Source organism: Pseudomonas sp. Pseusp49, from assembly GCF_059491875.1.
Map to the genome: position 1 here is coordinate 6,481,060 of NZ_CP168514.1, position 25,484 is coordinate 6,506,543.

Genomic DNA, 25,484 nt, shown 5'->3' on the forward strand with positions numbered 1-25,484 from the left:
GCATGTTCATGAGCGAAGCACCACGCCGCTATCGTCTTCCCAATACACGTAGACCTGATCACCCCAGGTCGGCCGCTGGCCACGGCGCTCGGCGTTGGCGACGAAAGACTGGACGATTTTGCCGCTCGGCAATTCGACGTAGAACACCGAGTGGCCGCCGAGGTAGGCGATGTCGTGCACCTTGCCGCTGGACCAGTTGTATTCGCAGGTCGGCATGGTCGGGGTCACGAGCAGTTTTTCCGGACGGATCGCGTAGGTCACGGATTTGTCTTGCACCGAGGTGCTGATGCCGTGGCCCACATAGATCTTCCGGTCGAGGTCCTTGCAGGTGATGATCGCGTGGCCCTCGGCGTCGTCAATCACTTCACCGTCGAAGATGTTGACGTTACCGATGAATTCACAGACCAGGCGGCTGGTCGGGGTTTCGTAGATGTCGATCGGGCTGCCGATCTGGGCGATCCAGCCCAGGTGCATGATCGCGATGCGCTCGGCCATGGTCATGGCCTCTTCCTGATCGTGGGTCACCATGACGCAGGTTACGCCGACGCGCTCGATGATCTCCACCAGCTCCAGCTGCATCTGCGAGCGCAGCTTCTTGTCCAGGGCGCCCATCGGTTCGTCGAGCAGCAGCAGCTTCGGTCGCTTGGCCAGGGAACGAGCCAGGGCCACACGCTGACGCTGGCCACCGGACAACTGGTGCGGCTTGCGCTTGGCGTACTGGCTCATCTGCACCAGCTTGAGCATGTCGGCCACCCGCGCATCGACTTCGGCGGCCGGCAGCTTGTCCTGCTTGAGGCCGAAGGCGATGTTCTGGGCCACGGTCATGTGCGGGAACAGGGCGTAGGACTGGAACATCATGTTGATCGGCCGCTCGTAGGGCGGCATGTCGGTGATGTCTACGCCATCGAGGAAAATGCGCCCCTCCGTGGGCCGTTCGAAACCTGCGAGCATGCGCAGCAATGTGGACTTGCCCGATCCCGAGCCGCCGAGCAGGGCGAAGATCTCGCCTTTCTTGATTTCCAGGGACACGTCGTCCACGGCAATCGTCTCGTCGAACTTCTTCGTGACCCGGTCGATTTTGACCAGCACCTGTTTAGGTTGCTGGTCGCCCTCGAGGGCTTTCTTATAGGCGCCGGAGGCAACTGCCATTTACGAAACTCCCAGAAAAAAAGAGTGCAGTTCGCTCAAGGTGAGCCAACCTTGGATATTTGAGCCTTGAAACTATTTACCCGACTTGACCATGGTCCAGCTGCGGGTCATCAAGCGTTGAATCTTCGGTGGCAACTCGACGGACACGTAGGTCTTGTCGAGCACCTCTTGCGGTGGATAAACCGCTTCGTCGGTGCGAATGGACTGTTCCATCAGTTTGTCCGACCCCGGATTAGGGTTGGCATAGCCGACGTAATCACTGACCTGGGCGATAACCTCGGGTTTCAGCAAGTAATTGATGAACGCGTGGGCCTCCTTGGGGTTGGCCGAATCCTTCGGAATCGCCAGCATGTCGAACCAGAGAGCGCCGCCTTCTTTCGGAATGGCGTAGGCGATGTTGATGCCTTTCTTGGCTTCCTGGGCACGGTTGCGGGCCTGGAAGATGTCGCCGGAGAACCCGACCGCCACGCAGATATCGCCGTTGGCCAGGTCGGTGATGTACTTGGACGAGTTGAAGTAGGTGACGTAGGGCCGCACGGCCAGCAACTTGGCGGTCGCCTTCTTGTAGTCTTCCTCGTTGGTGCTGTTGGCGTTCAGGCCCATGTAGTTAAGGACCGTCGGCATCATTTCATCAGCGGAATCGAGGAACGCCACGCCACATTTGTGCAGCTTCTTGATGTTCTCTGGCTCGAACAGCACGCTCCAGGAGTCAATCTTGTCGACACCCAGCACGGCCTTGACCTTGTCGACGTTGTAACCGATGCCGTTGGTACCCCACAGGTACGGCACGGCGTACAGGTTGCCCGGATCGTTCTGCTCCAGGCGCTTGAGCAGCACCGGGTCGAGGTTCGAATAGTTCGGCAGCTGCGACTTGTCGAGCTTCTGGAAAGCGCCGGCCTTGATCTGCTTGCCGAGGAAGTGATTGGACGGCACGACCACGTCATACCCCGTATGCCCGGCCAGCAACTTGCCTTCCAGGGTTTCGTTGGAATCAAAAACGTCGTAGACCGGTTTGATCCCGGTCTCTTTCTGGAAGTCCGCCAGGGTGCTCTCGCCGATATAATCCGACCAGTTATAAATATGCACGGTGCCGGCGGCCTGGACACTGACGGCAATCGTCAGCCCGGCGCCCACCAGCATGGCATTGCGCAACAAAGAAAAAATAGGCACGTGGAGGTCCTCTGAAATTAGTTGGGCCCAAGTTGCCCCGCGTTACATGACAACCGTGATTGCCCAGCAACAAAACCGGCGCGCAACTTACCCTCGAAAAACCGTTCCAGCAAAACTTTTATACAGATACCTGTAGGAGCGAGCCCGCTCGCGATGAACCTGAGAGCACCGCGGGGTGCCAGGCACCCAGCGTTATCGTTAACGACCATCGCGAGCGGGCTCGCTCCTACAGGGGTTTTACTTATTTACCCGATTTGATCTTGGTCCAGCTGCGGGTCATGATCCGCTGGGTCGCGGCCGGCAAGTCGGCAATCGCGTACAGCTTGGCCAGCACGTCCGCCGGCGGGTAAACGCCCGGGTCGCTGGTGATGTCTTTGTCGACCAACGGAGTTGCAGCCGCGTTACCGTTCGGGAAACGCACGGCGTTGGTGATTTCAGCCATGATTTCCGGCTTCTGCAGGAAGGTCATGAACTTGTAGGCGCCTTCGACGTTTTCGGCATCTTTAGGGATGGCGACCATGTCGTAGAAGCTGCCGGCACCTTCTTTCGGAATGTTGTAGCTGACTTTCACCTTGTCACCGGCTTCGGCAGCGCGGGATTTGGCCTGGTAAATGTCACCCGAGTAACCCACGGCCACGCAGATGTTGCCGTTGGCGAGGTCCGAGATGTACTTGGACGAGTGGAAGTAGGCGATCGAAGGACGGACCTTCATGATCAGCGCTTCAGCCTTGTCGATGTCTTCTTTCTTCTGGCTGTCGGTTGGCAGGCCCAGGTAGTGCAGCGCCACCGGAATCATCTCGGTTGGCGAGTCCAGCAGGCTGATACCGCACGCTTTCAGCTTGGCGGCGTTTTCAGGCTTGAAGATCAGGTCCCAGGAATCGACCGGTGCGTCGGCACCCAGTGCTGCCTTGACCTTCTCGGCGTTGAAGCCGATACCGATCGAACCCCACATGTACGGGAAGGCGTGCTCGTTGCCCGGGTCGCTCACGGAAACGGCCTTGAGCAGGTCGGTGTTCAGGTTCTTCCAGTTAGGCAGCTTGGACTTGTCCAGCTTCTGGTAGACCCCAGCCTTGATCTGCTTGGCCAGGAAGTTGTTCGATGGTACGACGATGTCGTAGCCGGACTTGCCTGCCAGCAACTTGGCTTCCAGGGTTTCGTTGCTGTCGAAGACGTCATAGACAACCTTGATGCCCGACTCGTCTTCAAACTTCTTGACGGTGTCCGGTGCGATGTAGTCGGACCAGTTGTACACGTGCAGTACTTTGTCATCGGCCTGAACCGCGCCCGCCATCAACCCCATCACGGACATGGCAAGCAGAGTCTTGCCAGCGAGCTTTTTACCTAGTGCCTTCATGCGTAATGCTCCAAATTTTTCTTTTTTGAACCACTTGTTCAGCGACCGAACCCGGGCAACTGGAACCGCGGCTAGTCTGGCAAGATCCACATCAGTCTTTCAAGGAAACGGCCACGCTTTCTGACTGTTCTGAGCGAAAGTTCCTACTTCATATGCAGAACTTCGGACTTCCGCTCAGAGCCTAGCACTTAGCCCTGCAATGCACTCAGGGTCAGGTCAAGACACTTGCGAGCCTTGGTCACCAGCTCATCGATTTCCGCCGGTGTAATCACCAGTGGCGGAGCGATGATCATGGTGTCGCCGACGGCGCGCATGATCAGGCCGTTGTCGAAGCAGAACTGGCGGCAGATCATGCCGACGCCCTTGCCCTCGTAACGCTTGCGCGTGGCCTTGTCCTGGACCAGTTCGATGGCCCCCAACAAACCGACCCCGCGAACTTCACCCACCAGCGGGTGATCGTTCAGTTCCCGCAGACGCTTTTGCAAATACGGTGCCGTTTCTGCATGGACGCGCTCGATAATTTTCTCGTCGCGCATGATGCGGATGTTTTCCAGCGCCACCGCAGCCGCCACCGGGTGACCGGAGTAAGTGAAGCCGTGGTTGAAATCACCGCCTTCGTTCAGGACTTCCACCACTTCGTCACGTACGATCAGGCCGCCCATCGGGATGTAGCCCGAGGTCAGGCCCTTGGCGATGGTCATCATGTCCGGCTTGAGGCCGTAGAAATCGCTGCCGAACCACTCGCCGGTACGACCGAAACCACAAATCACTTCGTCAGCCACGAACAGGATGTCGTACTTGGCGAGGATTTCCTTGATGCGCGGCCAGTAGGTGTCTGGCGGAATGATCACGCCACCGGCGCCCTGGATCGGCTCGGCAATGAAGGCACCGACGTTGTCGACACCGACTTCCAGAATCTTTTCTTCCAGCTGATTGGCCGCCCACACACCGAATTCTTCCGGGGTCATGTCGCCGCCTTCGGTGAACCAGTACGGCTGGGCAATGTGGACGATGCCCGGGATCGGCAAGTCGCCCTGTTCATGCATGTACGTCATGCCACCCAGGCTCGCGCCGGCCACGGTGGAACCGTGATAGCCGTTCTTGCGGCTGATGATGACTTTCTTGTTCGGCTGGCCCTTGATTGACCAATAGTGACGAACCATGCGCAGCATGGTGTCGTTGCCTTCAGAGCCGGAACCGGTGAAGAACACATGGTTCATGCCTTGCGGCGCGATGTCGGCGATGGCCTTGGCCAGTTCCAGTACCGGCGGGTGCGCTGTCTGGAAGAACAGGTTGTAGTAAGGCAGCTCGCGCATCTGTTTGCTGGCGGCATCGGCCAGTTCATCGCGACCATAACCAATCGCGACACACCACAGGCCGGCCATGCCGTCGAGGATCTTGTTGCCTTCGCTGTCCCAGAGGTAAACGCCCTTGGCATTGGTGATGATCCGCGGGCCTTTCTCTTTCAGCTGCTTGAAGTCGCTGAACGGGGCCAGGTGGTGATCGTTGCTCAGGGTTTGCCATTCACGGGTTTGCGGGTTGTTGCTGGTCATGTGAATCTCCTAAAAAAATCAGGTGAAGGCGCCGCCAGACAGCGGCGGCGCCCGGCGTGTCAGACGGCAAAGAGCAGGAATTCCCTTTCCCACGAACTGATCACGCGCTTGAAGTTTTCATGCTCGGCCCGCTTGACCGCGACGTAGCCAGTGATGAAATTTTTGCCAAGGTAGCGCTCGATGGTCGCGCTGTTTTCCATGCGTTCCAGCGCGTCTTCGATGGTCAGCGGCAGGCGCAGGTTGCGGCGTTCATAGCCACGTCCTACCACCGGCGCACTCGGATTCAGGCCTTCAACCATGCCGATGTACCCGCAGAGCAGGCTCGCGGCAATCGCCAGGTACGGGTTGGCATCGGCGCCCGGCAGGCGGTTTTCCACCCGACGGTTATTTGGCCCGGCATCCGGGACCCGCAGGCCCACGGTGCGGTTCTCTTCGCCCCACTCCACGTTCACCGGCGCCGAGGTATCGGGCAGGAAGCGGCGGAACGAGTTGACGTTGGGGGCGAACAGCGGCAACAGCTCGGGAATGAGTTTCTGCAAGCCACCGATGTGGTGCAGGAACAACTGGCTCATGGTCCCGTCTTCATTGGAGAAAATGTTCCTGCCGGTCTCGATGTCGATGATGCTCTGGTGCAAGTGCATGGCACTGCCCGGCTCGCCGGTCATCGGCTTGGCCATGAAGGTCGCGGCCACGTCGTGCTTGAGCGCGGCTTCGCGCATGGTGCGCTTGAACACCAGGATCTGGTCGGCCAGGGACAGGGCATCGCCGTGACGGAAGTTGATTTCCATCTGCGCCGTGCCGTCCTCGTGGATCAGCGTGTCGAGGTCCAGGTCCTGCAGTTCGCACCAGTCGTAGACGTCTTCGAACAGCGGATCGAATTCGTTCGCAGCTTCAATGGAGAACGACTGTCGACCGATTTCCGGGCGACCGGAGCGGCCGATCGGCGGCTGCAGCGGGTAGTCCGGGTCGTCACTGCGCTTGGTCAGGTAAAACTCCATTTCCGGCGCCACGATGGGCTGCCAGCCTTTGTCGGAATAGAGTTTCAGGACTTTCTTGAGCACGTTGCGCGGTGACAGCTCGATCGGGTTGCCTTGCTTGTCGTAGGTATCGTGGATAACGATGGCGGTCGGCTCGATGGCCCACGGCACCAGGTACACCGCACTCTGGTCGGGACGGCAGATCATGTCGATGTCGGCCGGGTCGAGCAGTTCGTAATAGATGTCGTCTTCGACGTAATCGCCGGTCACGGTCTGCAGCAGAACGCTTTCTGGCAGGCGCATGCCTTTTTCGGCGATGAATTTGTTGGTCGGCGAAATCTTGCCCCGGGTAATCCCGGTCAAGTCGGCGATCATGCATTCGACTTCTGTGATCTTGTGGTTTTTCAACCAATCGGTGAGCTGGTCGAGGTTGTTACTCATAAATGCCTCTAGGCTTGAGTTGTCTGACCCTTTTAAGGTCAGGCGTTGTTTGACGCATCGGCGTCGCGTTGTAGAGCGTTTGCGCGGCAGATTATCGTGTTTGCCAGCACTGCCGCAGAGGCCGGGCGTGCAGAATTACGAGCGTTGCCCCGAACGATGGTCAGGCCGCTATTGTGAATCGGTTCTATATTGAATGGAGTAACCGTAATGGGGGTGCCATCGCGACCGTCCAGAATATCGGACGGGGACGGTTGAACCGTCGCGGATGGGAGGATCACCGCAAGCGCCGGGACCACGGAACGGACGGACGTGTCATCACTGATGTGATAAACATGTCGACCGACCTGTCTTGAGCAGTCGGTGACGCCGATTATCGGCAGGCGAGACATGAAGCACCCCGGTATTATTGCTGTTATGGGTTTGATTCGAGCTTAGCCTTGTTCATTTTTTTACACAACACCCCCGTAAAAAATACAACACGGCCCGCTCAAGCCTGCGGGCGCCATAGAGGCCAAGGGCATAAAAACGCCCCAAAGTGCCTCAAAAAAGCCACACGGGTGCTTTTTTAGGGCAAAAAAGGCCTCGCTTGACTTCGGCATGCCGTTCGGGTTGACTGAAACCAGAAAAGATCAATGATTGATATTTTTAACAACAAAGGTGTTGCATCATGTCGGTACCCCCGCGTGCCGTTCAGCTTAACGAAGCGAACGCGTTCCTTAAGGAACATCCTGAGGTTCTGTACGTTGACCTTCTGATTGCGGATATGAATGGTGTGGTGCGCGGCAAGCGCATCGAACGCACCAGCCTCCACAAGGTTTACGAGAAAGGCATCAACCTGCCGGCCTCTCTATTTGCTCTGGATATCAACGGCTCGACGGTGGAAAGCACCGGCCTGGGCCTGGACATCGGTGATGCTGACCGAATCTGCTATCCAATCCCCGATACCCTGTGCAACGAGCCATGGCAGAAGCGCCCGACCGCGCAACTGTTGATGACCATGCACGAACTCGAAGGCGAGCCCTTCTTCGCCGACCCGCGTGAAGTGCTGGCCAATGTGGTGCGCAAGTTCGACGAAATGGGCCTGACCATCTGCGCCGCGTTCGAACTGGAGTTCTACCTGATCGACCAGGAGAACGTGAACGGTCGTCCGCAACCACCTCGCTCGCCGGTTTCCGGCAAACGTCCGCACTCGACCCAGGTCTACCTGATCGACGACCTCGACGAATACGTCGATTGCCTCCAGGACATTCTGGAAGGTGCCAAAGAGCAAGGCATTCCGGCTGACGCCATCGTCAAGGAAAGTGCCCCGGCACAGTTCGAAGTCAACCTGCATCACGTGGCTGACCCGATCAAGGCCTGCGACTACGCGGTCCTGCTCAAGCGCCTGATCAAGAACATCGCCTACGACCATGAAATGGACACCACCTTCATGGCCAAGCCTTACCCAGGCCAGGCGGGTAATGGTCTGCACGTCCACATCTCGATTCTCGACAAAGACGGCAAGAACATTTTTGCCAGTGAGGATCCCGAGCAGAACGCCGCACTGCGTCACGCGATCGGCGGTGTGCTCGAGACCCTACCGGCGCAGATGGCTTTCCTCTGCCCGAACGTCAACTCCTACCGTCGTTTCGGCGCACAGTTCTACGTGCCGAACTCGCCGTGCTGGGGCCTGGACAACCGTACCGTAGCGATTCGCGTGCCGACCGGTTCCGCCGATGCCGTGCGCATCGAACACCGTGTGGCCGGCGCCGATGCCAACCCGTACCTGCTGATGGCTTCGGTCCTGGCAGGCGTGCACCACGGTCTGGTCAACAAGATCGAGCCTGGCGCTCCGGTCGAAGGCAACAGCTACGAGCAGAACGAGCAAAGCCTGCCGAACAACCTGCGTGATGCCCTGCGCGAGCTGGACGACAGCGAAGTCATGGCCAAGTACATCGATCCGAAATACATCGATATCTTCGTGGCCTGTAAAGAGAGCGAGCTGGAGGAGTTCGAACACTCCATCTCCGACCTCGAGTACAACTGGTACCTGCATACCGTGTAAGCAGTTGCGGTAGAGAAAAAACGCCGCCGGCTTCACAGCCTGCGGCGTTTTTTTATGGCCGCCTGCGGCGGATCGCTGGCAAGCCAGCTCCCACAGGGTTCTTTGTCGACCACAAATCGGGTGTACGAAACCAATCCCTGTGGGAGCGGGCTTGCCCGCGATGGCGTCCGGGCAGACAACACACAACCCGACTCGTACAATGCCCCCTGCCCCGCAGGAGACTCCAATGACACGCGTAGCCACCCCCCGCAAACCCCGCGCACGCAGCCAGGCCCGGATCGATTCGATACTCGATGCAGCCCGCACGCTGTTGGCCGCCGAGGGCGTGGCCAGTCTGTCGATCTACAGTGTCGCCGAGCGCGCGGAGATTCCGCCCTCCTCGGTCTACCATTTTTTCGCCAGCGTGCCGGCGTTGCTCGAAGCCTTGACCGCCGACGTCCATGCGGCCTTCCGCGCGTGCCTGCAAGCACCCATCGATCATCACGCCCTCGGCAGCTGGCGCGATCTGTCGCGCCTGGTGGAACAACGCATGCTCGACATCTACGCAGAGGACGCCGCCGCCCGCCAACTCATTCTGGCCCAGCACGGCCTGACCGAAGTCACCCAGGCCGACCGCCAGCACGACCTCGAACTGGGCGAGTTGATGCACAAGTTGTTCGATCACCACTTCGAACTGCCGACGCTGCCGAGTGATGTCGACGTGTTCGCCCTGGCCATGGAGCTTGGCGACCGGGTGTATGCGCGCTCGGTGCAGCAGCACGGGCAGATTACGCCACGCATGGCCGAGGAAGGGATGCGGGTGTTTGATGCTTATGTGGGGTTGTACCTGCCGCCCTATCTGCCCAAGCGCGGCGTTCCAGCCTGAGATTTTTATTGGTCACGCCGACCTCTTCGCGAGCAAGCCCGCTCCCACAGGGGAATGCATTCCAGATGTGGGAGCGGGCTTGCTCGCGAAAGCCGCGCCGCGAATACCGCTGATACACACGCACAAAAACCCCGAAGGGCTCAAACCCTCCGGGGTTGCTTGTACCGCACGCGATCACAACTTGGCGATCGACACCTCGGTGGATTTCACAAACGCGATCACTTCACTGCCCACCGCCAGCTCCAGCTCTTTCACCGAGCGCGTGGTGATCACCGAGGTGACGATGCCGGAAGCGGTCTGCACGTCGATTTCCGACAGCACGTCGCCGAGGACGATTTCCTTGATGGAGCCTTTGAACTGGTTGCGAACGTTGATGGCCTTGATAGTCATGATGTTGATTCCTGTCGTTGGGTAAGACTTGAGTTATTGAGCCCAGCGCAATTGCGTAGGCAAGGGTGAAACAGGTTCCGGCTCCGGTGGCTGGCCGGGCAGCGCCAGCACGCGATTGAGGACTTCGGTTTCCAGCGCCGCCAGCCGATGGGAGCCGCGCACTCGAGGGCGCGGCAGTTCCACGTGCAGGTCGAGGCCGACTTCGCCGTCTTCGATCAGGATCACCCGATCGGCAATCGCCACCGCTTCACTGACGTCATGGGTCACCAACAACACCGTGAAGCCGTGCTGCTGCCAGAGCCGTTCGATCAGTTGCTGCATTTCAATTCGGGTCAGGGCATCCAGCGCACCCAGGGGTTCGTCGAGCAACAGCAGGCGCGGCTGATGAATCAACGCACGGGCCAACGCCACGCGTTGCTTCTGTCCACCGGACAACGCTGCCGGCCACTCGTTGGCGCGGTCGGCCAGGCCCACCGCGTCCAAGGCTTCAAGCGCTTGGGGCCGCCAGTTACCCTTGAGGCCCAGACCGACGTTGTCGATGATCTTTTTCCACGGCAACAAACGCGCTTCCTGGAACATCAGCCGCGTGTCTTCCCGCGCGTCACTCAATGGCGCGGCACCAGCGAGCAATTCACCGCCAGTCGGCTGATCGAGGCCGGCGAGCAATCGCAGCAAGGTGCTTTTGCCGCAACCGCTACGCCCCACCACGGCGACAAACTGGCCCGCCGGAATGTGCAGGTCGATCTCGCGCAGCACCTGCCGCGCGCCAAAGGTTTTTTGCAGCTTGCGCACCGCCAGCGGAATGCCGCGCAGCAGGCGTGGAGGTTGTTCCGCGATCATGTCGCACCTCCCTTGGCTACCTGATACGCCGGGTGCCAGCGCAGCCACACACGCTCAAGTCCACGGGCCGCGAAGTCGGCCAGTTTGCCGAGCACCGCGTACAGCAGAATCGCCAGCACCACCACGTCGGTCTGCAAGAACTCCCGGGCATTCATCGCCAGATAACCGATACCGGAACTGGCGGAGATGGTTTCCGCGACGATCAACGTCAGCCACATGAAGCCCAGGGCGAAGCGCACGCCAACCAGAATCGAAGGCAGTGCCCCCGGCAGGATCACCTGCCAGAACAGGCTGAAGCCGGTCAGGCCATAGCTGCGCGCCATCTCCACCAGCGCCGGGTCGACGTTGCGGATGCCGTGATAGGTGTTGAGGTAAATCGGGAACAGCGTGCCCAGCGCCACCAGGAAAATTTTTGCCGACTCGTCGATGCCGAACCACAGGATCACCAGCGGAATCAGCGCCAGGTGTGGCACGTTGCGGATCATCTGCACCGAACTGTCGAGCAGTCGCTCACCCCACTTCGACAGGCCAGTAATGAAACCCAAGGTCAAACCGATGCCGCCACCGATGGTGAAGCCCAGCGCGGCACGCCAGCCACTGATCGCCAGGTGCGTCCAGATTTCGCCGCTGCGCACCAGGCTCACGCCAGCTTCGATCACTGCAACCGGCGCCGGCAGAATCCGTGTCGACAACCAGCCCGCCGACACACTCAACTGCCACACCGCCAGCAACAACACCGGCAACGCCCAGGGCGCGAGACTGTGGATGATTTTCTTCATGACCGCGCCTCAGCTCTGGGACGCGGCTTTGGGCAGAATGTCGTTGGCGACCATCTCGCCGAACGGACTCACGTAGCCCGCACTTTTCGGCAGTTCAGGCCGCTCGACATCGAGGTGCGGGAACAGCAGTTCGGCGACTCGGTACGACTCTTCCAGGTGGGGATAGCCGGAGAAAATAAAAGTGTCGATGCCGAGGTCCGCGTACTCCTTCACGCGGGCGGCCACAGTCGGGCCATCGCCCACCAGCGCCGTACCGGCACCGCCACGCACCAGGCCGACACCGGCCCACAGGTTCGGGCTGACTTCCAGGTTGTCGCGGTTGCCGCCATGCAATGCGGCCATGCGCTGCTGACCGACCGAATCGAAGCGCGCCAGCGATGCCTGGGCCCGAGCGATGGTGTCGTCGTCGAGATGGGAGATCAGCCGATCCGCGGCTTTCCAGGCCTCTTCGTTGGTTTCACGCACAATCACGTGCAGGCGAATACCGAAGCGCACGGTGCGCCCGAGCTTCGCGGCCTTGGCGCGGACCTGTTCGATTTTTTCCGCCACGGCGGCCGGCGGCTCACCCCAGGTCAGAACCATTTCCACCTGTTCGGCAGCCAGGTCTTGCGCGGCATCCGAAGAGCCGCCGAAGTACAGCGGCGGGCGCGGCTGCTGGATCGGTGGATAGAGCAGTTTCGCGCCCTTCACGCTGATGTGCTGGCCGTCGTAATCAACGGTTTCGCCTTCCAGCACGCGGCGCCAGATACGGGTGAACTCCACGGAAGCCTGGTAGCGTTCTTCGTGGCTGAGGAACAGACCATCGCCGGCCAACTCCTCCGGATCACCGCCCGTCACCAGGTTGAACAGCGCACGACCGCCGGACAGCCGATCCAGGGTCGCGGCCTGACGCGCCGCCACCGTCGGGGAAATGATCCCGGGGCGCAGGGCAACCAGAAACTTCAAGCGCTGGGTCACTGGAATCAGCGACGCCGCCACCAACCACGAATCTTCGCAGGAGCGGCCGGTGGGAATCAGCACGCCGCCGAAACCCAGTCGGTCCGCCGCTTGCGCGACTTGTTGCAGGTAGCCGTGGTCAACGGCGCGTGCGCCTTCGGCGGTGCCAAGGTAATGGCCGTCGCCGTGGGTAGGCAGGAACCAGAAGATATTGAGGCTCATGGAGTGGTCTCCTTGGGGGATCGAATTATTGGGCTTTCGCAACGGCGGCCGGCGGCGTCCAGATCACGTCCTTGATGCTCAATTGCTTTGGAATCAGCTTGAGCTGGTAGAAGGTGTCGGCGATTTTCTGCTGCGCCGCGACCACTTCCGGGGTCAGGAACAACGCGCCGTAGCCCTGGCGTTTCACCGAAGTGCGGGTGATGTCTGCCGACAGGCCGAGCAGTGGCGAGACTTGCTGGGTCACGTCTTCAGGATTGGCCCTGGACCACTCGCCGACCGCGCGCACTTCTTCCACCAGAGTCTTGATCACCTCGGGATTTTTTTGCGCGTAGGGTTTGGTCGCCAGGTAGAACTGATGGTTGTCGACGATGCCCTGGCCATCGCGCAGGGTGCGCGCTTGCAACTGTTGTTCGGCGGCGGCCTGGTACGGGTCCCAGATGACCCAGGCGTCGACACTGCCACGCTCGAACGCAGCGCGCGCATCGGCGGGCGGCAGGAAGACGGTCTGGATGTCGGTGTATTTGAGGCCGGCGTCTTCCAGTGCACGCACCAGCAGGTAGTGCACGTTGGAGCCCTTGTTGAGCACGACCTTCTTGCCCTTGAGCTCTGCCACCGACTTGATCGGCGAGTCCTTCGGCACCAGGATCGCCTCACTGTGCGGCGCTGGCGGTTCGTAGGCGACGTAAAGCAGATCGGCGCCGGCCGCTTGAGCGAACACGGGAGGGGTTTCGCCGGTAACGCCGAAGTCGATGGAGCCGACGTTCAAGCCTTCAAGCAGCTGCGGGCCACCGGGGAATTCAGTCCATTGCACGTCAACGCCTTGGGTGGCGAGGCGCTTTTCCAGGGTGCCCTTGGCTTTGAGCAGCACCAGGGTGCCGTATTTCTGATAACCGATCCGTAGCGTCTCGGCCTGGGCTTGAGTAATGGCGCCGAAGGTGACAGCCGCAGCAAACAGAGCGACCAGACCACGACGCAAAATGACAGGGCGCATGGCGCTCTCCTTTTTGCAGTTGGGTTTTGGCTGCACCTGCTTGCCCGTTGGCGGGCGAGTAAGGCCAGTACTTCAATTTTCGGGTGGGGCTAATGTTCAGTGGAGCTCATATGCTCCAGCGAGCACTCAACAAACGTTCATTCAACAGGTTCGGATCGAGCGGCTTGGGCCGTCGTGCCATGGCGCTGAGAAACAGCTCCAGCGATTCATTCAGCCGTTGCTCCAGCTCCGGCGCCAACTGCGCCAGGGCGCTGCCTTCGCCGTAAGCGATCTGGCTGTCGACGGCGAAAATCCCGTGGAGCATTTCCTGGGCTTTCAACGCCGACAGCACAGGCTTGAGCGCGTAGTCCACCGCCAGCATGTGGGCGATGCTGCCGCCGGTTGCCATCGGCAACACCACCTTGTGGCTCAGGGCGCGTTCGGGCAGCAGATCCAGCACGGTTTTCAATGCGCCGGAGAACGAAGCCTTGTACACCGGCGTAGCGATCAGCAGGCCATCGGCGTTTTCAATCTGTTGCAGCAGGTCAATGACCTTCGGGCTGTCGAAACGTGCATGCAGCAAGTCTTCGGCCGGGAAGTCCCGTACCTGATAACTCACCACCTCCACGCCCTGTTCTTGCAACCAACTCCTGGAGCGGTCCAGCAGCACCCCGGAACGGGAGCGCTGACTGGGACTGCCTCCGAGTGAGACGACCAACATTCAGACGATTCCTTGAGCGGTGTTGGCGATTCGCGGTTTGCGATCTCGCTTCGATGGAGTGACCTTAACAGCTGATTCATATATCCATAAATCATATTTATTCATTTGGTTATGCATTATAGAGATATACAAATCGACTTCATTCGGGCAAAAAAAAAGGCCGTCGAAACGGCCTGAAATCCCCTGCTCTGTGGGTGCCCTGGAAAGATCGCAGCCTGCGGCAGCTCCTACAGGGATTGGCGGCGATCTTTTGATCTTCAACGGTTCGGCTGTGGCGTCAGGCGCAGGTAAGGCTTGACTGCCCGATAGCCTTTGGGAAAACGCTGTTTGATTTCCTCTTCATCCTTGAGCGACGGCACGATCACCACTTCATCACCGTCCTGCCAGTTGGCCGGCGTGGCCACCTTGTAGTTGTCGGTAAGTTGCAGCGAGTCGATCACCCGCAGGATTTCATTGAAATTGCGCCCGGTGCTCGCCGGGTAGGTAATCGTCAACCGAACCTTTTTGTTCGGATCGATCACGAACAGCGAACGCACGGTCAGGGTGTCGTTGGCGTTGGGATGGATCAGGTCGTAGAGGTCCGAGACCTTGCGGTCGGCGTCATCCAGGATCGGAAAGTTGACCACGGTACTCTGCGTCTCGTTGATGTCCTCGATCCATCTGTGATGCGACTCCACAGGGTCTACGGACAGTGCGATAGCCTTGACACCGCGTGCCGCGAACTCATCCTTGAGCCTGGCGGTAAAACCCAGTTCGGTGGTGCATACCGGCGTGAAATCCGCCGGATGGGAAAACAGCACGCCCCAGCTATCACCCAGCCACTGGTGGAAACGGATGATGCCGGCGCTGGAGTTCTGTTCGAAATCGGGGGCGATATCGCCAAGTCTGAGACCCATGGTGCTGCTCCTTGTGAGTGCTTGATGGGTTCAACTGTGCCTGTGTTTTTTATCTATTAAAAAGAATAAATATCGATTTATTTAGATCATTAAGAAATATTAAAGATCTGTTCACTGGACGTGCACGCGCAACCCGCCGAACATCGGACCCGAGGTTCGAGAAGGCCTTGAGTTGCTGCAAAGAGGGAACTTCAGGACGGGATTACGGGGGTGAACCCGTCCTGAACATGTAAAAGCCCCGCCCGGTGCAATACCGGGCGGGGCTTTTTTGCATCGGTTACGCGAGCGCTATTACAACAGCGGGATCGAGTAGCTGACGATCAAGCGGTTTTCGTCCTGCGAACGGGTGTTCGGCAGGTCGGTGCGCCAGGTAGCGTTTTTCCACGCCAGGCCCAGGTTCTTCAACGGACCTTCCTGCACCACGTAGGCAACACTCAGGTCACGCTCCCACTCGGAAGCACCGTTGGCCGCCTGGCCACCCTTGGCGTTGACGGTATCGATGCTGTCGCCGTGCAGGTACACCAGACCCGCGGTCAGGCCAGGTACGCCGACCTTGGCGAAGTCGAACGAGTAACGTACTTGCCAGGTTTTCTCGCCGGCACGGCCGAACTTCTGGATTTGCGAATCGGTGATGGTGTAGTTCGACGAACCGTCACCCTGGTTCAGCCAAGGGAAGTCGCTGCTGCCGTTGCTGACCTGGTAACCGCCACCGAAGGTATGACCGGCAACCGAATACAGGAACAGGCCGCTGTACAGGTTGTTGTCGACCTTGCCTTTACCGTTTGGCGCGTTGTAATTGCCAGTGGTGTAGTACAGCGGGTCGTGACCGTTGGCACCATCATCAGAGCTGTTGAAATAACGGAAATCCGACTTCAACACGCCCGGGCCGATTGCCCAGTTGTGAACCAGACCCAGGAAGTGCTGCTTGTAGAACTCTTCCAGCTTGCCGTAGTAGTACTGGGCCGTCAGGTCCTTGGTGATCTTGTAGTCGCCGCCGGCATAGATGAACTTGTTGCTGTCGCGGAACTTGGTACCGCGAGTGTTCGCACCGGAAATCGACATTTGATCGTTGTTGCTGGAGTTACGGCCTTTAACGGCTTCGATCTGACCACCGACCAGCGACAGGTCCTTGATCTCGGCGGAAGTGATCTGGCCACCCTGCCAGGTCTGCGGCAGCAGGCGACCATCGTTGGTCACGATTACCGGGTTTTTCGGCTGCAGGGTGCCCAGCTTCAATTCAGTCTGGGAAACCTTGGCTTTGGCGGTGAGGCCCAGGCTGGAGAAATCATCTACCGCCTCGCCATTGGATTTGCTCGGGAAAACCGTGCCACCGTAAGAGGTCGCCGTGGCGCCGTTGGTGCCGCCGCCCGAATCCAGCTTGACGCCCAACAGGCCGATCGCATCGATACCGAAACCGACGGTGCCTTGGGTGTAACCGGAGATGAAACGCAGATCGAAGCCTTGGCCCCACTCTTCGTTTTTGTTCGGACCGGTACCGTCGCGGTAGTCGGTGTTGATATAGAAGTTACGCAGCCCCAACGTTGCCTTGCTGTCTTCGATGAAACCCGCGGCGTTTGCCTGCTGGGCCAATACCCCGACGGCCACAGCCATGGCCAAGGTGGACTTGTTCATGTTTCGCTCCTCTCGTTTCTAGTTCTGATGTTCCTGGTCCCGAATCGATTGCCCGGGATCCTGAATGCATAAATTCGCGGCAAACCGTCTAGGTCGGTCGTTTGGCGGGCCGCAGGATACATGGCCTTAAAGCCAAAAAGAATTTTTTAAACTTTTTTAATAGCATTGTGGAATATGGAATTCCACGGCAGAACCGAGGTATCGGCGGCAAGGCCGATTCCTGAACCTGATCAATTGTCGAGGGACGAAACTGCCAAATCCGATCTCAGGGATGAGTGGCGGACAGGCGCACTTTAGTGTGCGCGTTAAAAAACTAAAAAGAATAAAAAAGAAATAGCATCTTTGTTTTTGGAATATAAAGCTCGACACGAAAAAAAGCCCCGCCAACAGACGGGGCTTTTTCTTGCAGCCCTTACATGAAGCTGTAGGTGTAGTTGAAGATCAGACGGGTCTGGTCTTGATCAAGGGTGCTGGTGTTGCCACGGTAGGTACCGTGACGCAGCGTCGTACTAAACCCTTTCAGTGCACCGGTTTGAATCACGTAGTCCACACGCGCGTCAGTCTCGTGCTCGCTCAGGTCTTTACCAACACCGTTGGTAGCCTTGATGTCCTGGCCATTCAAGTAACCAATCGAAGCTTTCAACCCTGGTACACCCAGGGAGGCGAAGTCATAGGAGTACTGACCGAAGGTGGTGTTTTCACCGGCACGGATAAAGCTGCCAACCGTGGCATCGGTAAACGAGTAGAAGCTGGCGCCGCCGGCACCTTCCTGACGACCCTTATCATCGATAAGGCTGCCCTGGTTCAAGAACACAAAGCCGCCGTCATCGTTGACACGCTGATGCCCGAGCAGGAACGCGTGGCCACCCAGGGTATAGGTGAACATGGCGCTCCAGGTCTTGTTATCGACCACGCCCTTTTCTTTGGCAAAGCCATTGTTGTTGTTGAATTGATAGCCGGCGTCGCCGTTCTTGCCATCGGAGCTGCTGTCGAAATAACGGATATCGGTCTTGAACGACTGATTGGCCGCGATCGGGTAGACGTGCACCAGGCCGAGGAAGTTCTGCTTGTAGAAGTCTTCCAGGTTCGCATAGTAGTACTGCAGCGTGAGGTCTTTGGTGACCTTCCAGTCAGCACCGCCGTAGAGGAACTTGTTGCTGTCCTGAGTAGCGCCAGCCACAGACAGGCCAGTGGAGTTCGAGGAGGCGCGACCCGACGCGTGCTCCAGCTGACCAAAGTTGAAGGTCACGTTGTCGATTTCTTTGGAGGAGATGGTGCCACCTTCAAAGGTCTGCGGCAGCAGACGGCTGTCGTTCGCGATCAGGATTGGCAGGTTAGGTGCCAGAGCGCCACCCAGGTGGGCTTCAGTCTTCGAGAAGCGAGCCTTGACGTTGCCATCCAGACGGCTCCATTCGTCGGCCGACTTATCGCCATCGCTCGGGAAGAACGAGTTGGCGTTACCGGTCGGGTGATGCCCCTTGCCGCCATCCAGGTGGATACCCACCAGAGCCTGGGCGTCGATACCAAAACCTACCGTACCCTGGGTGAAACCGGACAGGTAATCGAACTTGAGACCCTCGGCGGTTTCGCGCTGACGGTTGGCAGCGGTACTCGGACCTTCACGCATATCGGCGTCGTAATACATGGTGCGAGAGCTGATGGAAGCCTTGCTGTCTTCCAGGAAACCTGCGGCGCCTGCCTGCTGCGCAACTACCCCTACGGCCACGGCCAAAGCCAAGGTGGACTTGTTCATTGTGAAGCTCCTCTCGATTCTAATTCTTGTATTCCTGGTCTCGAGTCGTCGCCCGAAATCCTAAGATGCGCGATTAGCGCCAGACCGTGACCCATAAGTCAATCGTAACCATATGTGTCTACGACCATAGTCTAACCCCCGGTTTTTTGGTCCCTGCAGGGTCATGAATTCGTCATGAACCTGAAAAGAATTACTCGATTCTTTTCTAATACCGTTTAGGAATTTAGCTCCCCCGCTCGCCAATTACCCCAGAATAGAGGGTTTGGACCATAAGCTAATTCCTAATCGGTATTTATTTTTACTTTTTTAGATCGTTTAGTTTTTGACGCAATTCGGAAACAAATCCTTTACCGAAAGGCGGCCCCATGACGATCAAACGCGCACTATCCGGATCAATTGTTACAGTTTGTGTATCGCTCGCATTTTCCTTCACCGCTCAGGCGGCGAACCTCACCGTCGGTTATCAAACCGGAATCGACCCCAGCAAAGTCCCCCAGGCTGATGGTCTTTATGAAAAAACCATCGGCCAGCCCATCGACTGGCGGCGCTTCAACAGCGGCCCGGAAGTGGTCACGGCGATTGCGTCGGGCGATGTGCAAATCGGCAATCTCGGCTCCAGTCCGCTGGCCGCTGCGGCTTCGCGCAACCTGCCGATCGTCGCGTTCATCGTCTCGGCCCAGATCAATGCCGCCGAAGCGCTGGTGGTGCGCAACGGCAGCGGCATCGAAAAACCGCAAGATCTGATCGGAAAGACCATCGCCACGCCTTTCGTTTCAACCTCCCACTACAGCCTGCTCGGTGCGCTGAAGCACTGGGGCCTGGACGGCTCGAAAGTCAAAGTGGTGAACCTGCAGCCAGCAGAAATTGCCGCTGCCTGGAAGCGCGGCGATATTGACGGCGCGTTTGTCTGGTCGCCCGCCCTGGGGGAAATCCGCAAGACCGGCAAGACCCTGACCGACGCTGCGCAGGTCGGCCAATGGGGCGCGCCAACCTTTGAGGTCTGGGTAGCGCGCAAGGATTACGCAGAGAAGCACCCGGAGGTGGTAGCCAAATTCGCCAAGGTCACCCTGGATTCGTTCGCCGACTATGCCGCCCATAAGGACCAATGGACCGTTGATTCGGCGCCCGTCCAGAAAATCGCCAAACTGACCGGTGCCAACGCCGCCGACGTGCCGGAGTTACTGGCCGGTTCCGCATTCCCGGATACCAAGGCGCAACAGGGCAGCGCGCTGCTGGATGGCGGCACGGCCAAGGCCATTGGCGAGACGGCGAAATTCCTGAAGGAGCAAGGGAAGGTGGAGACGGTGCTACCGGACTATTCGCCGTATGTCAGCGCGAAGTTTGTCCAGGAGTAAACAAGGTTCCTGTAGGAGCTGCCGCAGGCTGCGATCTTTTGATTTTGCTTTTCAAGATCAAAAGATCGCAGCCTGCGGCAGCGCCTACAACCTCAAAGGGCCTTTTCGAAGATCTTCGAATTACGCTGATAGTTGTACAGCGACGCCCGCGCCGACGGCAGCCGGTCGACGCTGCTGGGTTCGAAACCACGCTCGCGGAACCAGTGCGCGGTGCGGGTGGTGAGGACGAACAAGGTTTTCAATCCCTGAGCCCGCGCGCGGGTTTCAATACGCTCCAGCAGCTCATCACCGCGACCGCCATGGCGGTACTCCGGGTTCACCGCCAGACACGCGAGTTCGCCCGCGTCCGAATCGGCGATCTGATACAGCGCAGCACAGGCGATGATCATGCCTTCGCGCTCAACCACACTGAACTGCTCGATTTCGCGCTCCAGCACCTCGCGGGAACGGCGCACCAGAATTCCCTGCTCTTCCAGCGGACTGATCAAATCCAGCAAACCACCGACGTCTTCAATGGCCGCTTCGCGTACCACTTCGAACTGTTCCTGGGCCACAAGGGTGCCGCCACCGTCGCGAGTGAACAGCTCGGTCAGCAAAGCACCGTCTTCGGCGTAACTGACGATATGGCTGCGGGCCACGCCGCCACGGCAAGCTTCGGCAGCGGCATCCAACAATTCTGCCTGATAGTTGCTGCCCAACCGTTGCAGATGCGCCGGCACTTGCTGCGGACGCAGTTCGCGCACCAGGCGCCCGTGTTCGTCGATCAGGCCCAGGTCGGCGCCAAACAGCAGCAACTTGTCCGCGCCCAGGTCGATGGCCGCGCGGGTGGCGACGTCTTCGCAGGCCAGGTTGAAAATTTCACCGGTCGGTGAATAGCCCAGCGGCGACAACAGCACGATGGAGCGCTCATCCAGCAAACGGTTGATGCCCTTGCGGTCGACCCGGCGCACTTCGCCGGTGTGGTGATAGTCGACGCCTTCAAGCACGCCGATCGGCCGTGCCGTCACCAGGTTGCCGCTGGCCACCCGCAGGCGCGAGCCCTGCATGGGCGACGAAGCCATGTCCATCGACAGGCGAGCCTCAATGGCAATGCGCAACTGGCCGACCGCGTCGATCACGCACTCCAGGGTCGCGGCATCAGTGATACGCATGCCGTGATGGTAATGCGGGGTCAGGCCACGGGCCGCGAGGCGCGCCTCGATTTGCGGTCGGGAACCGTGAACCAGCACCAGGCGCACGCCCAGGCTGTGCAACAGCACCAGGTCGTGGACGATATTGCCGAAGTTCGGGTGTTCAACGCCGTCGCCGGGCAGCATGACGACAAAGGTGCAATCGCGGTGAGCGTTGATGTAAGGCGAAGCGTGACGAAGCCAATTGACGTATTCGGGCATGAACCTGGGCCTGTAATAAATAGCAGCCGAAAAAAGGGCGAAACTGAAAACGCACAGCGGGCTGATGGTTATCGTCGGAACAGGCTTGGCGACACGCGCGCTCTCCTCATGAATACGGGTTTGGAAACTGGCAATTTAATCGCGCCCCCCTGTAGGAGCTGCCGAAGGCTCGGTCCGCGCTCGGGCGATCTTTTGATCTTTGGTTTTAGAATCAAGATCAAAAGATCGCAGCCTTCGGCAGCTCCTACAAGTGTTGCGTTCAAGTGGTTGGCACCGCAGTTTTGGCCGGTGTCAGGCAATAGTGTTCGATCAGCTGCCTTAATAGATGCACCGTAGGCTGCAAACGTGACATTTCGAGGTATTCCCCCGGCTGATGGGCACAAGCGATATCACCCGGGCCAAGCACCAGCGTTTCACAGCCAAGGCGCTGAAGATAAGGTGCTTCGGTGCCGAACGCCACTGCTTCGGCGCTATGACCGGTAAGCTTTTCGGCAATGCGCACCAGCTCGGCGTCCTCGGCCTGCTCGAATGACGGCACGTCGGGGAACAACGGCGCGTAATCGATCTTGACCTGATGCCGCTCGGCAACCGGCTTGAGCTTCTGCAGGATCTCGGCACGCAGGACCTTGGGGTCCATGCCGGGCAGCGGTCGCAAATCGAATTCCAGCGAACACTGGCCGCAGATACGATTGGGATTGTCGCCGCCATGGATGCAGCCGAAGTTCATCGTTGGGGTCGGCACGCCAAACTGTGGATTGCGGAATTCACGCTGCCATAACAAGCGCAGGCCACGCAGTTCGCCGATGGCATCGTGCATGGCCTCCAGGGCGCTGTGGCCCAGGCGCGGGTCGGAAGAGTGACCGCTCTGCCCGAGGATGTCGATGCGCTCCATCATGATGCCTTTGTGCATGCGGATCGGCTTGAGCCCGGTCGGCTCGCCGATCACCGCCGCCCGCCCCAGCGGCCGCCCCGCTTCGGCCAGCGCGCGGGCACCGGACATCGAGCTTTCTTCATCGCAGGTGGCGAGAATCAGCAACGGCTGTTTGAACGGCTGATCGAGCAGCGGTATGACCGCCTCGATCGCCAGGGCGAAAAAGCCCTTCATGTCGCAACTGCCCAGGCCGACCCAACGACCGTCGACTTCCGTCAGTTTCAGCGGGTCGGTTTGCCACAACGCACCATCGAACGGCACGGTGTCACTGTGCCCAGCCAGCACCAGGCCGCCGGGGCCGGAACCGAAACTGGCCAGCAGGTTGAACTTGCCGGGGTTGACCTGCTGGATCTCGCAGGTAAAACCCAGCTCTCCGAGCCACGTCGCCAGCAGATCGATGACCGGGCGGTTGCTTTGATCGAGTCTGGGTTGGGTGCAACTGACGGACGGCGCGGCGATCAGCGCAGCGAACTGTTCTTTCATCGACGGCAATGGCATCGCTGACTCCCGGCACCCGAATTGAGGTTCATCATAGAACCAACCGATGACAGGAATAAACCGTCTCGGCGCGTACTAACCTTGAGTCCTGTACACTGCACGACCTTGGCAGCCACACATTCCCCCGGCTGCGCTCCCGATCCTGGATTTTCCGGCCATGCAGAAAGAAACCGAAATCAAACTCCGCGTCAGCCGCGAAACCCTCGCCGCCCTGCGCGAGCACCCCTTACTGAAAAAACGCAACAAAAGTGGCTGGGAACGCCGTGAGTTGATGAATCAATACTTCGACACCCCAGAGCGCGACCTGGCCCAGGCCAAAGTCGCCCTGCGCCTGCGCAAGGATGGCGAAGAAGTGATCCAGACCCTCAAGACCCGCGGCCAGAGCGTCGCCGGCCTGTCGGTGCGTAACGAATACGACTGGAACCTGCCCAAAGCCAAGCTCGACCTGAAGAAACTCGACGGCGAATGCTGGCCCGAGGAACTGGCCGAACTGGACAAGAAAACCCTGAAGCCGATCTTCACCACCGACTTCGTCCGCGAGCGCGCGGAAATCGCCTGGGGCCGCGGCAAGACCAAAGTGGTCATCGAAGCCGCCCTGGACCTTGGCCACGTCGTGGTCGGCAAGCAGAAAGAAGAAATCTGCGAGCTGGAGCTGGAGTTGCGTGAAGGCGAGCCGGCCGCATTGCTGGAGCTGGCCGCCGAGCTGGCCGAGAAACTGGCGCTGATGCCCTGCGATATCAGCAAGGCCGAGCGCGGTTATCGCCTGTACGACGCCCACAGCTACTCATTGAGCCTGCCGGCGCCGCAGATCACGGCCGAAACGCCGCTGGACGACGCGTTCGCCGCGCTGAGCTGGCACTTGCTCGGCAGCAGCCAGCGCCTGGCCGAGCAATATCGCTTCAACGGTCACTGGCGCCTGCTGCAGGACTGGGTCGAGTGCCTGGCCGAAATGCGCGCGCTGATCAGCAGCCTGGGTCAAGCCGCACCCCGTCAATCCACTCACGATCTGCGCATCGCCCTTGATGCCTTGCTGGAAGACTGGCGCCCGCTGGTCCAGGCCGGCCTGGACGATGAAGACGTGCGCAAAGCCGCGCCCGAGCAGTTCCTTGAAGAGCTCGAAGACCCGCGCTGGGGCCTGTTCTCCCTGACCACCTCGCGCTGGCTGCTGGCCCGCACCTGGGCTGCCGACCGCAACACCCGTGGCAATCGCCAGGGCGCTGCGCAACTGGGCAGCTGGTTGCCGCGCCTGCTGGGCGAAGAAGCCACTTCGTTGCAACTGCAGCGTTACCAGCAACAGCCGGAAGACCTGGCCGAACAACTGCCGCGCATCGAACGCATCCAGGTCTGGCTGCACCATGCGCGTAACGTGCTGGAGATCCCGGAAATGGATCGCCTGTACGGCGAGCTGAACAAACTGGCGCAACTGGCCAACGAATCGATCACCGACGAAGTCCTGGATGCGCGCAAGCAACAGGCGATTGCGGTGTATCAGAACCGTGCCTGGAAAATGTTGCTGCGTCTGTAATACCGCCAAAAAGATCGCAGGTTGTGCCAGTTCCTGTAGGAGCTGCCGCAGGCTGCGATCTTTTGCTTTAACGCACTACCGGCAAACTCGTCGTCGACTTGATCTCCGACAACGCCACGATCGAGTTGACCTCCTGAATCCCCGGCACCATCGACAGCTTCTCGAAGAAGAAGCGCTCGTACGCCTCGATGTCCGCCGTGACAATCCGCAGCAGAAAATCCACCGCCCCCATCAGCACGTAACACTCCAGCACCTCCGGAAAGCCGCGAATCGCCTCGGTGAATTCGGTGAAGTTCGAACGCCCGTGGGCATTGAGTTTCACCTCCGCGAAGATCTGCGTGTTCAGGCCGATTTTCTTGCGGTCGAGCAAGGTCACCTGGCCGCGAATGATGCCCTCCTCTTTCATGCGCTGAATCCGCCGCCAGCAAGGCGATTGCGAGAGCCCCACCTGCTCGGCGATCTGCGCGCTGGAGAGCGAAGCGTCCTCTTGCAGCAAGGCGAGGATCTTGCGGTCGTAGCTGTCCAGTTCGCTCTGCATAAAAAAACCTTTGATCTCTAAATATGTGAATTAATTAAGTCTGCTTTCCTGCCATTTGGCCAATCATAGAGAAGAAATACCCGGCACAGGATGTAAATATTTCTCCAGCAATTCTGGAGCCTGACCATGCCGTATCTCGAAGCCGTGAACACCCCTCCTGCCCGCGCCGATGTCTGGAACGTCAGCAATGCCCATTGCCGTGTTCACTATCAAATGCTGGCCGAGGCCGAACCGGACCTGCTGTGCCGCGCCCTCAATCTGTTCGCCTTGCAATTGCTCACACCGGAACAGGTCAACGTGCAGCGCCAGGAAGACTGGCTGACCATCGAGATCGTCATCGACGGTTTGAGCTGGCACCGCGCGCAAGTGATAGCGGAAAAACTTCGTAACCTGATCTGCGTCTGCTCGGTAGAGCTGCAAGCAGCTGACTCTGCCTGGGCCGAAACGGTACAGGCGGCGGGCTGAAAAACGCCGAAACGGCTTCGTCGGGTAGTGGCCCAGCGGTCAGCCGGGCCACGGCTATCCTTTGCGCACTGTCGTTCAAAAGGAGCCCG

22 protein-coding genes are annotated in these 25,484 nt (G+C 59.2%); 5 read left to right on the forward strand and 17 right to left on the reverse strand.

Annotated features, from left to right (window positions below; genetic code table 11):
• Positions 1–6: 6 nt before the first annotated feature.
• The 5 genes from ACEN83_RS29010 to ACEN83_RS29030 form a co-directional block, all read right to left on the reverse strand.
• Positions 7–1,149 (reverse strand): ABC transporter ATP-binding protein, encoded by a 1,143-nt coding sequence (locus tag ACEN83_RS29010; RefSeq protein WP_007976366.1) that lies wholly within the window; start codon positions 1,147–1,149, stop codon positions 7–9.
• Between the two features lie 72 nt (positions 1,150–1,221).
• A complete protein-coding gene (locus ACEN83_RS29015; RefSeq protein ID WP_007976363.1) occupies positions 1,222–2,319 on the reverse strand; it encodes a polyamine ABC transporter substrate-binding protein in 1,098 nt (365 codons plus the stop codon).
• A 241-nt stretch (positions 2,320–2,560) separates the two neighbouring features.
• Positions 2,561–3,673, reverse strand: a complete 1,113-nt coding sequence (locus tag ACEN83_RS29020) for a polyamine ABC transporter substrate-binding protein (protein ID WP_104450197.1) — start codon at positions 3,671–3,673, stop codon at positions 2,561–2,563.
• Between the two features lie 188 nt (positions 3,674–3,861).
• Entirely contained in the window at positions 3,862–5,226 is a 1,365-nt protein-coding gene (locus tag ACEN83_RS29025) for an aspartate aminotransferase family protein (RefSeq protein ID WP_495579031.1), read from the reverse strand.
• A 59-nt stretch (positions 5,227–5,285) separates the two neighbouring features.
• Positions 5,286–6,644, reverse strand: coding sequence for a glutamine synthetase family protein (locus ACEN83_RS29030; RefSeq protein WP_204929557.1), 1,359 nt, complete (start codon positions 6,642–6,644; stop codon positions 5,286–5,288).
• Positions 6,645–7,311: 667 nt separating this feature from the next.
• Here ACEN83_RS29030 and ACEN83_RS29035 point away from each other — a divergent pair.
• Both ACEN83_RS29035 and ACEN83_RS29040 read left to right on the forward strand, forming a co-directional pair.
• Positions 7,312–8,688 (forward strand): glutamine synthetase family protein, encoded by a 1,377-nt coding sequence (locus ACEN83_RS29035; RefSeq protein ID WP_015097275.1) that lies wholly within the window; start codon positions 7,312–7,314, stop codon positions 8,686–8,688.
• A 226-nt stretch (positions 8,689–8,914) separates the two neighbouring features.
• A complete protein-coding gene (locus ACEN83_RS29040) occupies positions 8,915–9,553 on the forward strand; it encodes a TetR/AcrR family transcriptional regulator (RefSeq protein ID WP_495579032.1) in 639 nt (212 codons plus the stop codon).
• A 174-nt stretch (positions 9,554–9,727) separates the two neighbouring features.
• Here ACEN83_RS29040 and ACEN83_RS29045 read toward each other — a convergent pair whose 3' ends face one another.
• The 9 genes from ACEN83_RS29045 to ACEN83_RS29085 all read right to left on the reverse strand — a co-directional run bounded on the left by ACEN83_RS29045 (position 9,728) and on the right by ACEN83_RS29085 (position 18,692).
• Complete coding sequence (locus ACEN83_RS29045; protein WP_007967989.1) at positions 9,728–9,943, reverse strand: TOBE domain-containing protein; 216 nt, start codon at positions 9,941–9,943, stop codon at positions 9,728–9,730.
• Between the two features lie 33 nt (positions 9,944–9,976).
• Positions 9,977–10,783: an aliphatic sulfonates ABC transporter ATP-binding protein gene (gene ssuB / locus ACEN83_RS29050; protein WP_495579033.1), complete on the reverse strand. Its 807-nt coding sequence runs from the start codon at positions 10,781–10,783 to the stop codon at positions 9,977–9,979.
• A complete protein-coding gene (gene ssuC, locus ACEN83_RS29055; RefSeq protein WP_495579034.1) occupies positions 10,780–11,562 on the reverse strand; it encodes an aliphatic sulfonate ABC transporter permease SsuC in 783 nt (260 codons plus the stop codon). Before ssuC ends, ssuB begins: the two co-directional genes overlap by 4 nt.
• A gap of 9 nt (positions 11,563–11,571) precedes the next feature.
• The gene (gene ssuD / locus ACEN83_RS29060) at positions 11,572–12,720 is read right to left on the reverse strand and encodes an FMNH2-dependent alkanesulfonate monooxygenase (protein WP_007976345.1); all 1,149 of its coding nucleotides are present in this window, start codon (positions 12,718–12,720) and stop codon (positions 11,572–11,574) included.
• Positions 12,721–12,745: 25 nt separating this feature from the next.
• Positions 12,746–13,711, reverse strand: a complete 966-nt coding sequence (locus tag ACEN83_RS29065) for a sulfonate ABC transporter substrate-binding protein (RefSeq protein ID WP_495579035.1) — start codon at positions 13,709–13,711, stop codon at positions 12,746–12,748.
• Between the two features lie 106 nt (positions 13,712–13,817).
• A complete protein-coding gene (gene ssuE, locus ACEN83_RS29070) occupies positions 13,818–14,411 on the reverse strand; it encodes an NADPH-dependent FMN reductase (RefSeq protein WP_007976342.1) in 594 nt (197 codons plus the stop codon).
• Between the two features lie 257 nt (positions 14,412–14,668).
• A complete protein-coding gene (locus tag ACEN83_RS29075) occupies positions 14,669–15,307 on the reverse strand; it encodes a peroxiredoxin (RefSeq protein WP_015097285.1) in 639 nt (212 codons plus the stop codon).
• A 291-nt stretch (positions 15,308–15,598) separates the two neighbouring features.
• Positions 15,599–16,939: an OprD family porin gene (locus tag ACEN83_RS29080; protein WP_495579036.1), complete on the reverse strand. Its 1,341-nt coding sequence runs from the start codon at positions 16,937–16,939 to the stop codon at positions 15,599–15,601.
• 412 nt (positions 16,940–17,351) lie between these two features.
• Complete coding sequence (locus ACEN83_RS29085; RefSeq protein ID WP_495579037.1) at positions 17,352–18,692, reverse strand: OprD family outer membrane porin; 1,341 nt, start codon at positions 18,690–18,692, stop codon at positions 17,352–17,354.
• A gap of 371 nt (positions 18,693–19,063) precedes the next feature.
• Between ACEN83_RS29085 and tauA the strand changes: the two genes are divergently transcribed.
• The gene (gene tauA / locus ACEN83_RS29090) at positions 19,064–20,047 is read left to right on the forward strand and encodes a taurine ABC transporter substrate-binding protein (protein ID WP_495580919.1); all 984 of its coding nucleotides are present in this window, start codon (positions 19,064–19,066) and stop codon (positions 20,045–20,047) included.
• A gap of 92 nt (positions 20,048–20,139) precedes the next feature.
• Here tauA and argA read toward each other — a convergent pair whose 3' ends face one another.
• Entirely contained in the window at positions 20,140–21,438 is a 1,299-nt protein-coding gene (argA, locus tag ACEN83_RS29095; protein WP_007978929.1) for an amino-acid N-acetyltransferase, read from the reverse strand.
• A 259-nt stretch (positions 21,439–21,697) separates the two neighbouring features.
• Entirely contained in the window at positions 21,698–22,867 is a 1,170-nt protein-coding gene (gene argE / locus ACEN83_RS29100) for an acetylornithine deacetylase (RefSeq protein WP_495579038.1), read from the reverse strand.
• A 157-nt stretch (positions 22,868–23,024) separates the two neighbouring features.
• Between argE and ACEN83_RS29105 the strand changes: the two genes are divergently transcribed.
• Positions 23,025–24,392, forward strand: a complete 1,368-nt coding sequence (locus ACEN83_RS29105; RefSeq protein ID WP_090452052.1) for a CYTH domain-containing protein — start codon at positions 23,025–23,027, stop codon at positions 24,390–24,392.
• A gap of 67 nt (positions 24,393–24,459) precedes the next feature.
• Here ACEN83_RS29105 and ACEN83_RS29110 read toward each other — a convergent pair whose 3' ends face one another.
• Positions 24,460–24,930, reverse strand: coding sequence for an Lrp/AsnC family transcriptional regulator (locus ACEN83_RS29110; RefSeq protein WP_007993158.1), 471 nt, complete (start codon positions 24,928–24,930; stop codon positions 24,460–24,462).
• A 126-nt stretch (positions 24,931–25,056) separates the two neighbouring features.
• On the opposite strand from ACEN83_RS29110, the gene ACEN83_RS29115 reads away from it, so the two are divergent.
• Complete coding sequence (locus ACEN83_RS29115) at positions 25,057–25,395, forward strand: ACT-like domain-containing protein (protein WP_495579039.1); 339 nt, start codon at positions 25,057–25,059, stop codon at positions 25,393–25,395.
• Positions 25,396–25,484 lie beyond the last annotated feature (89 nt).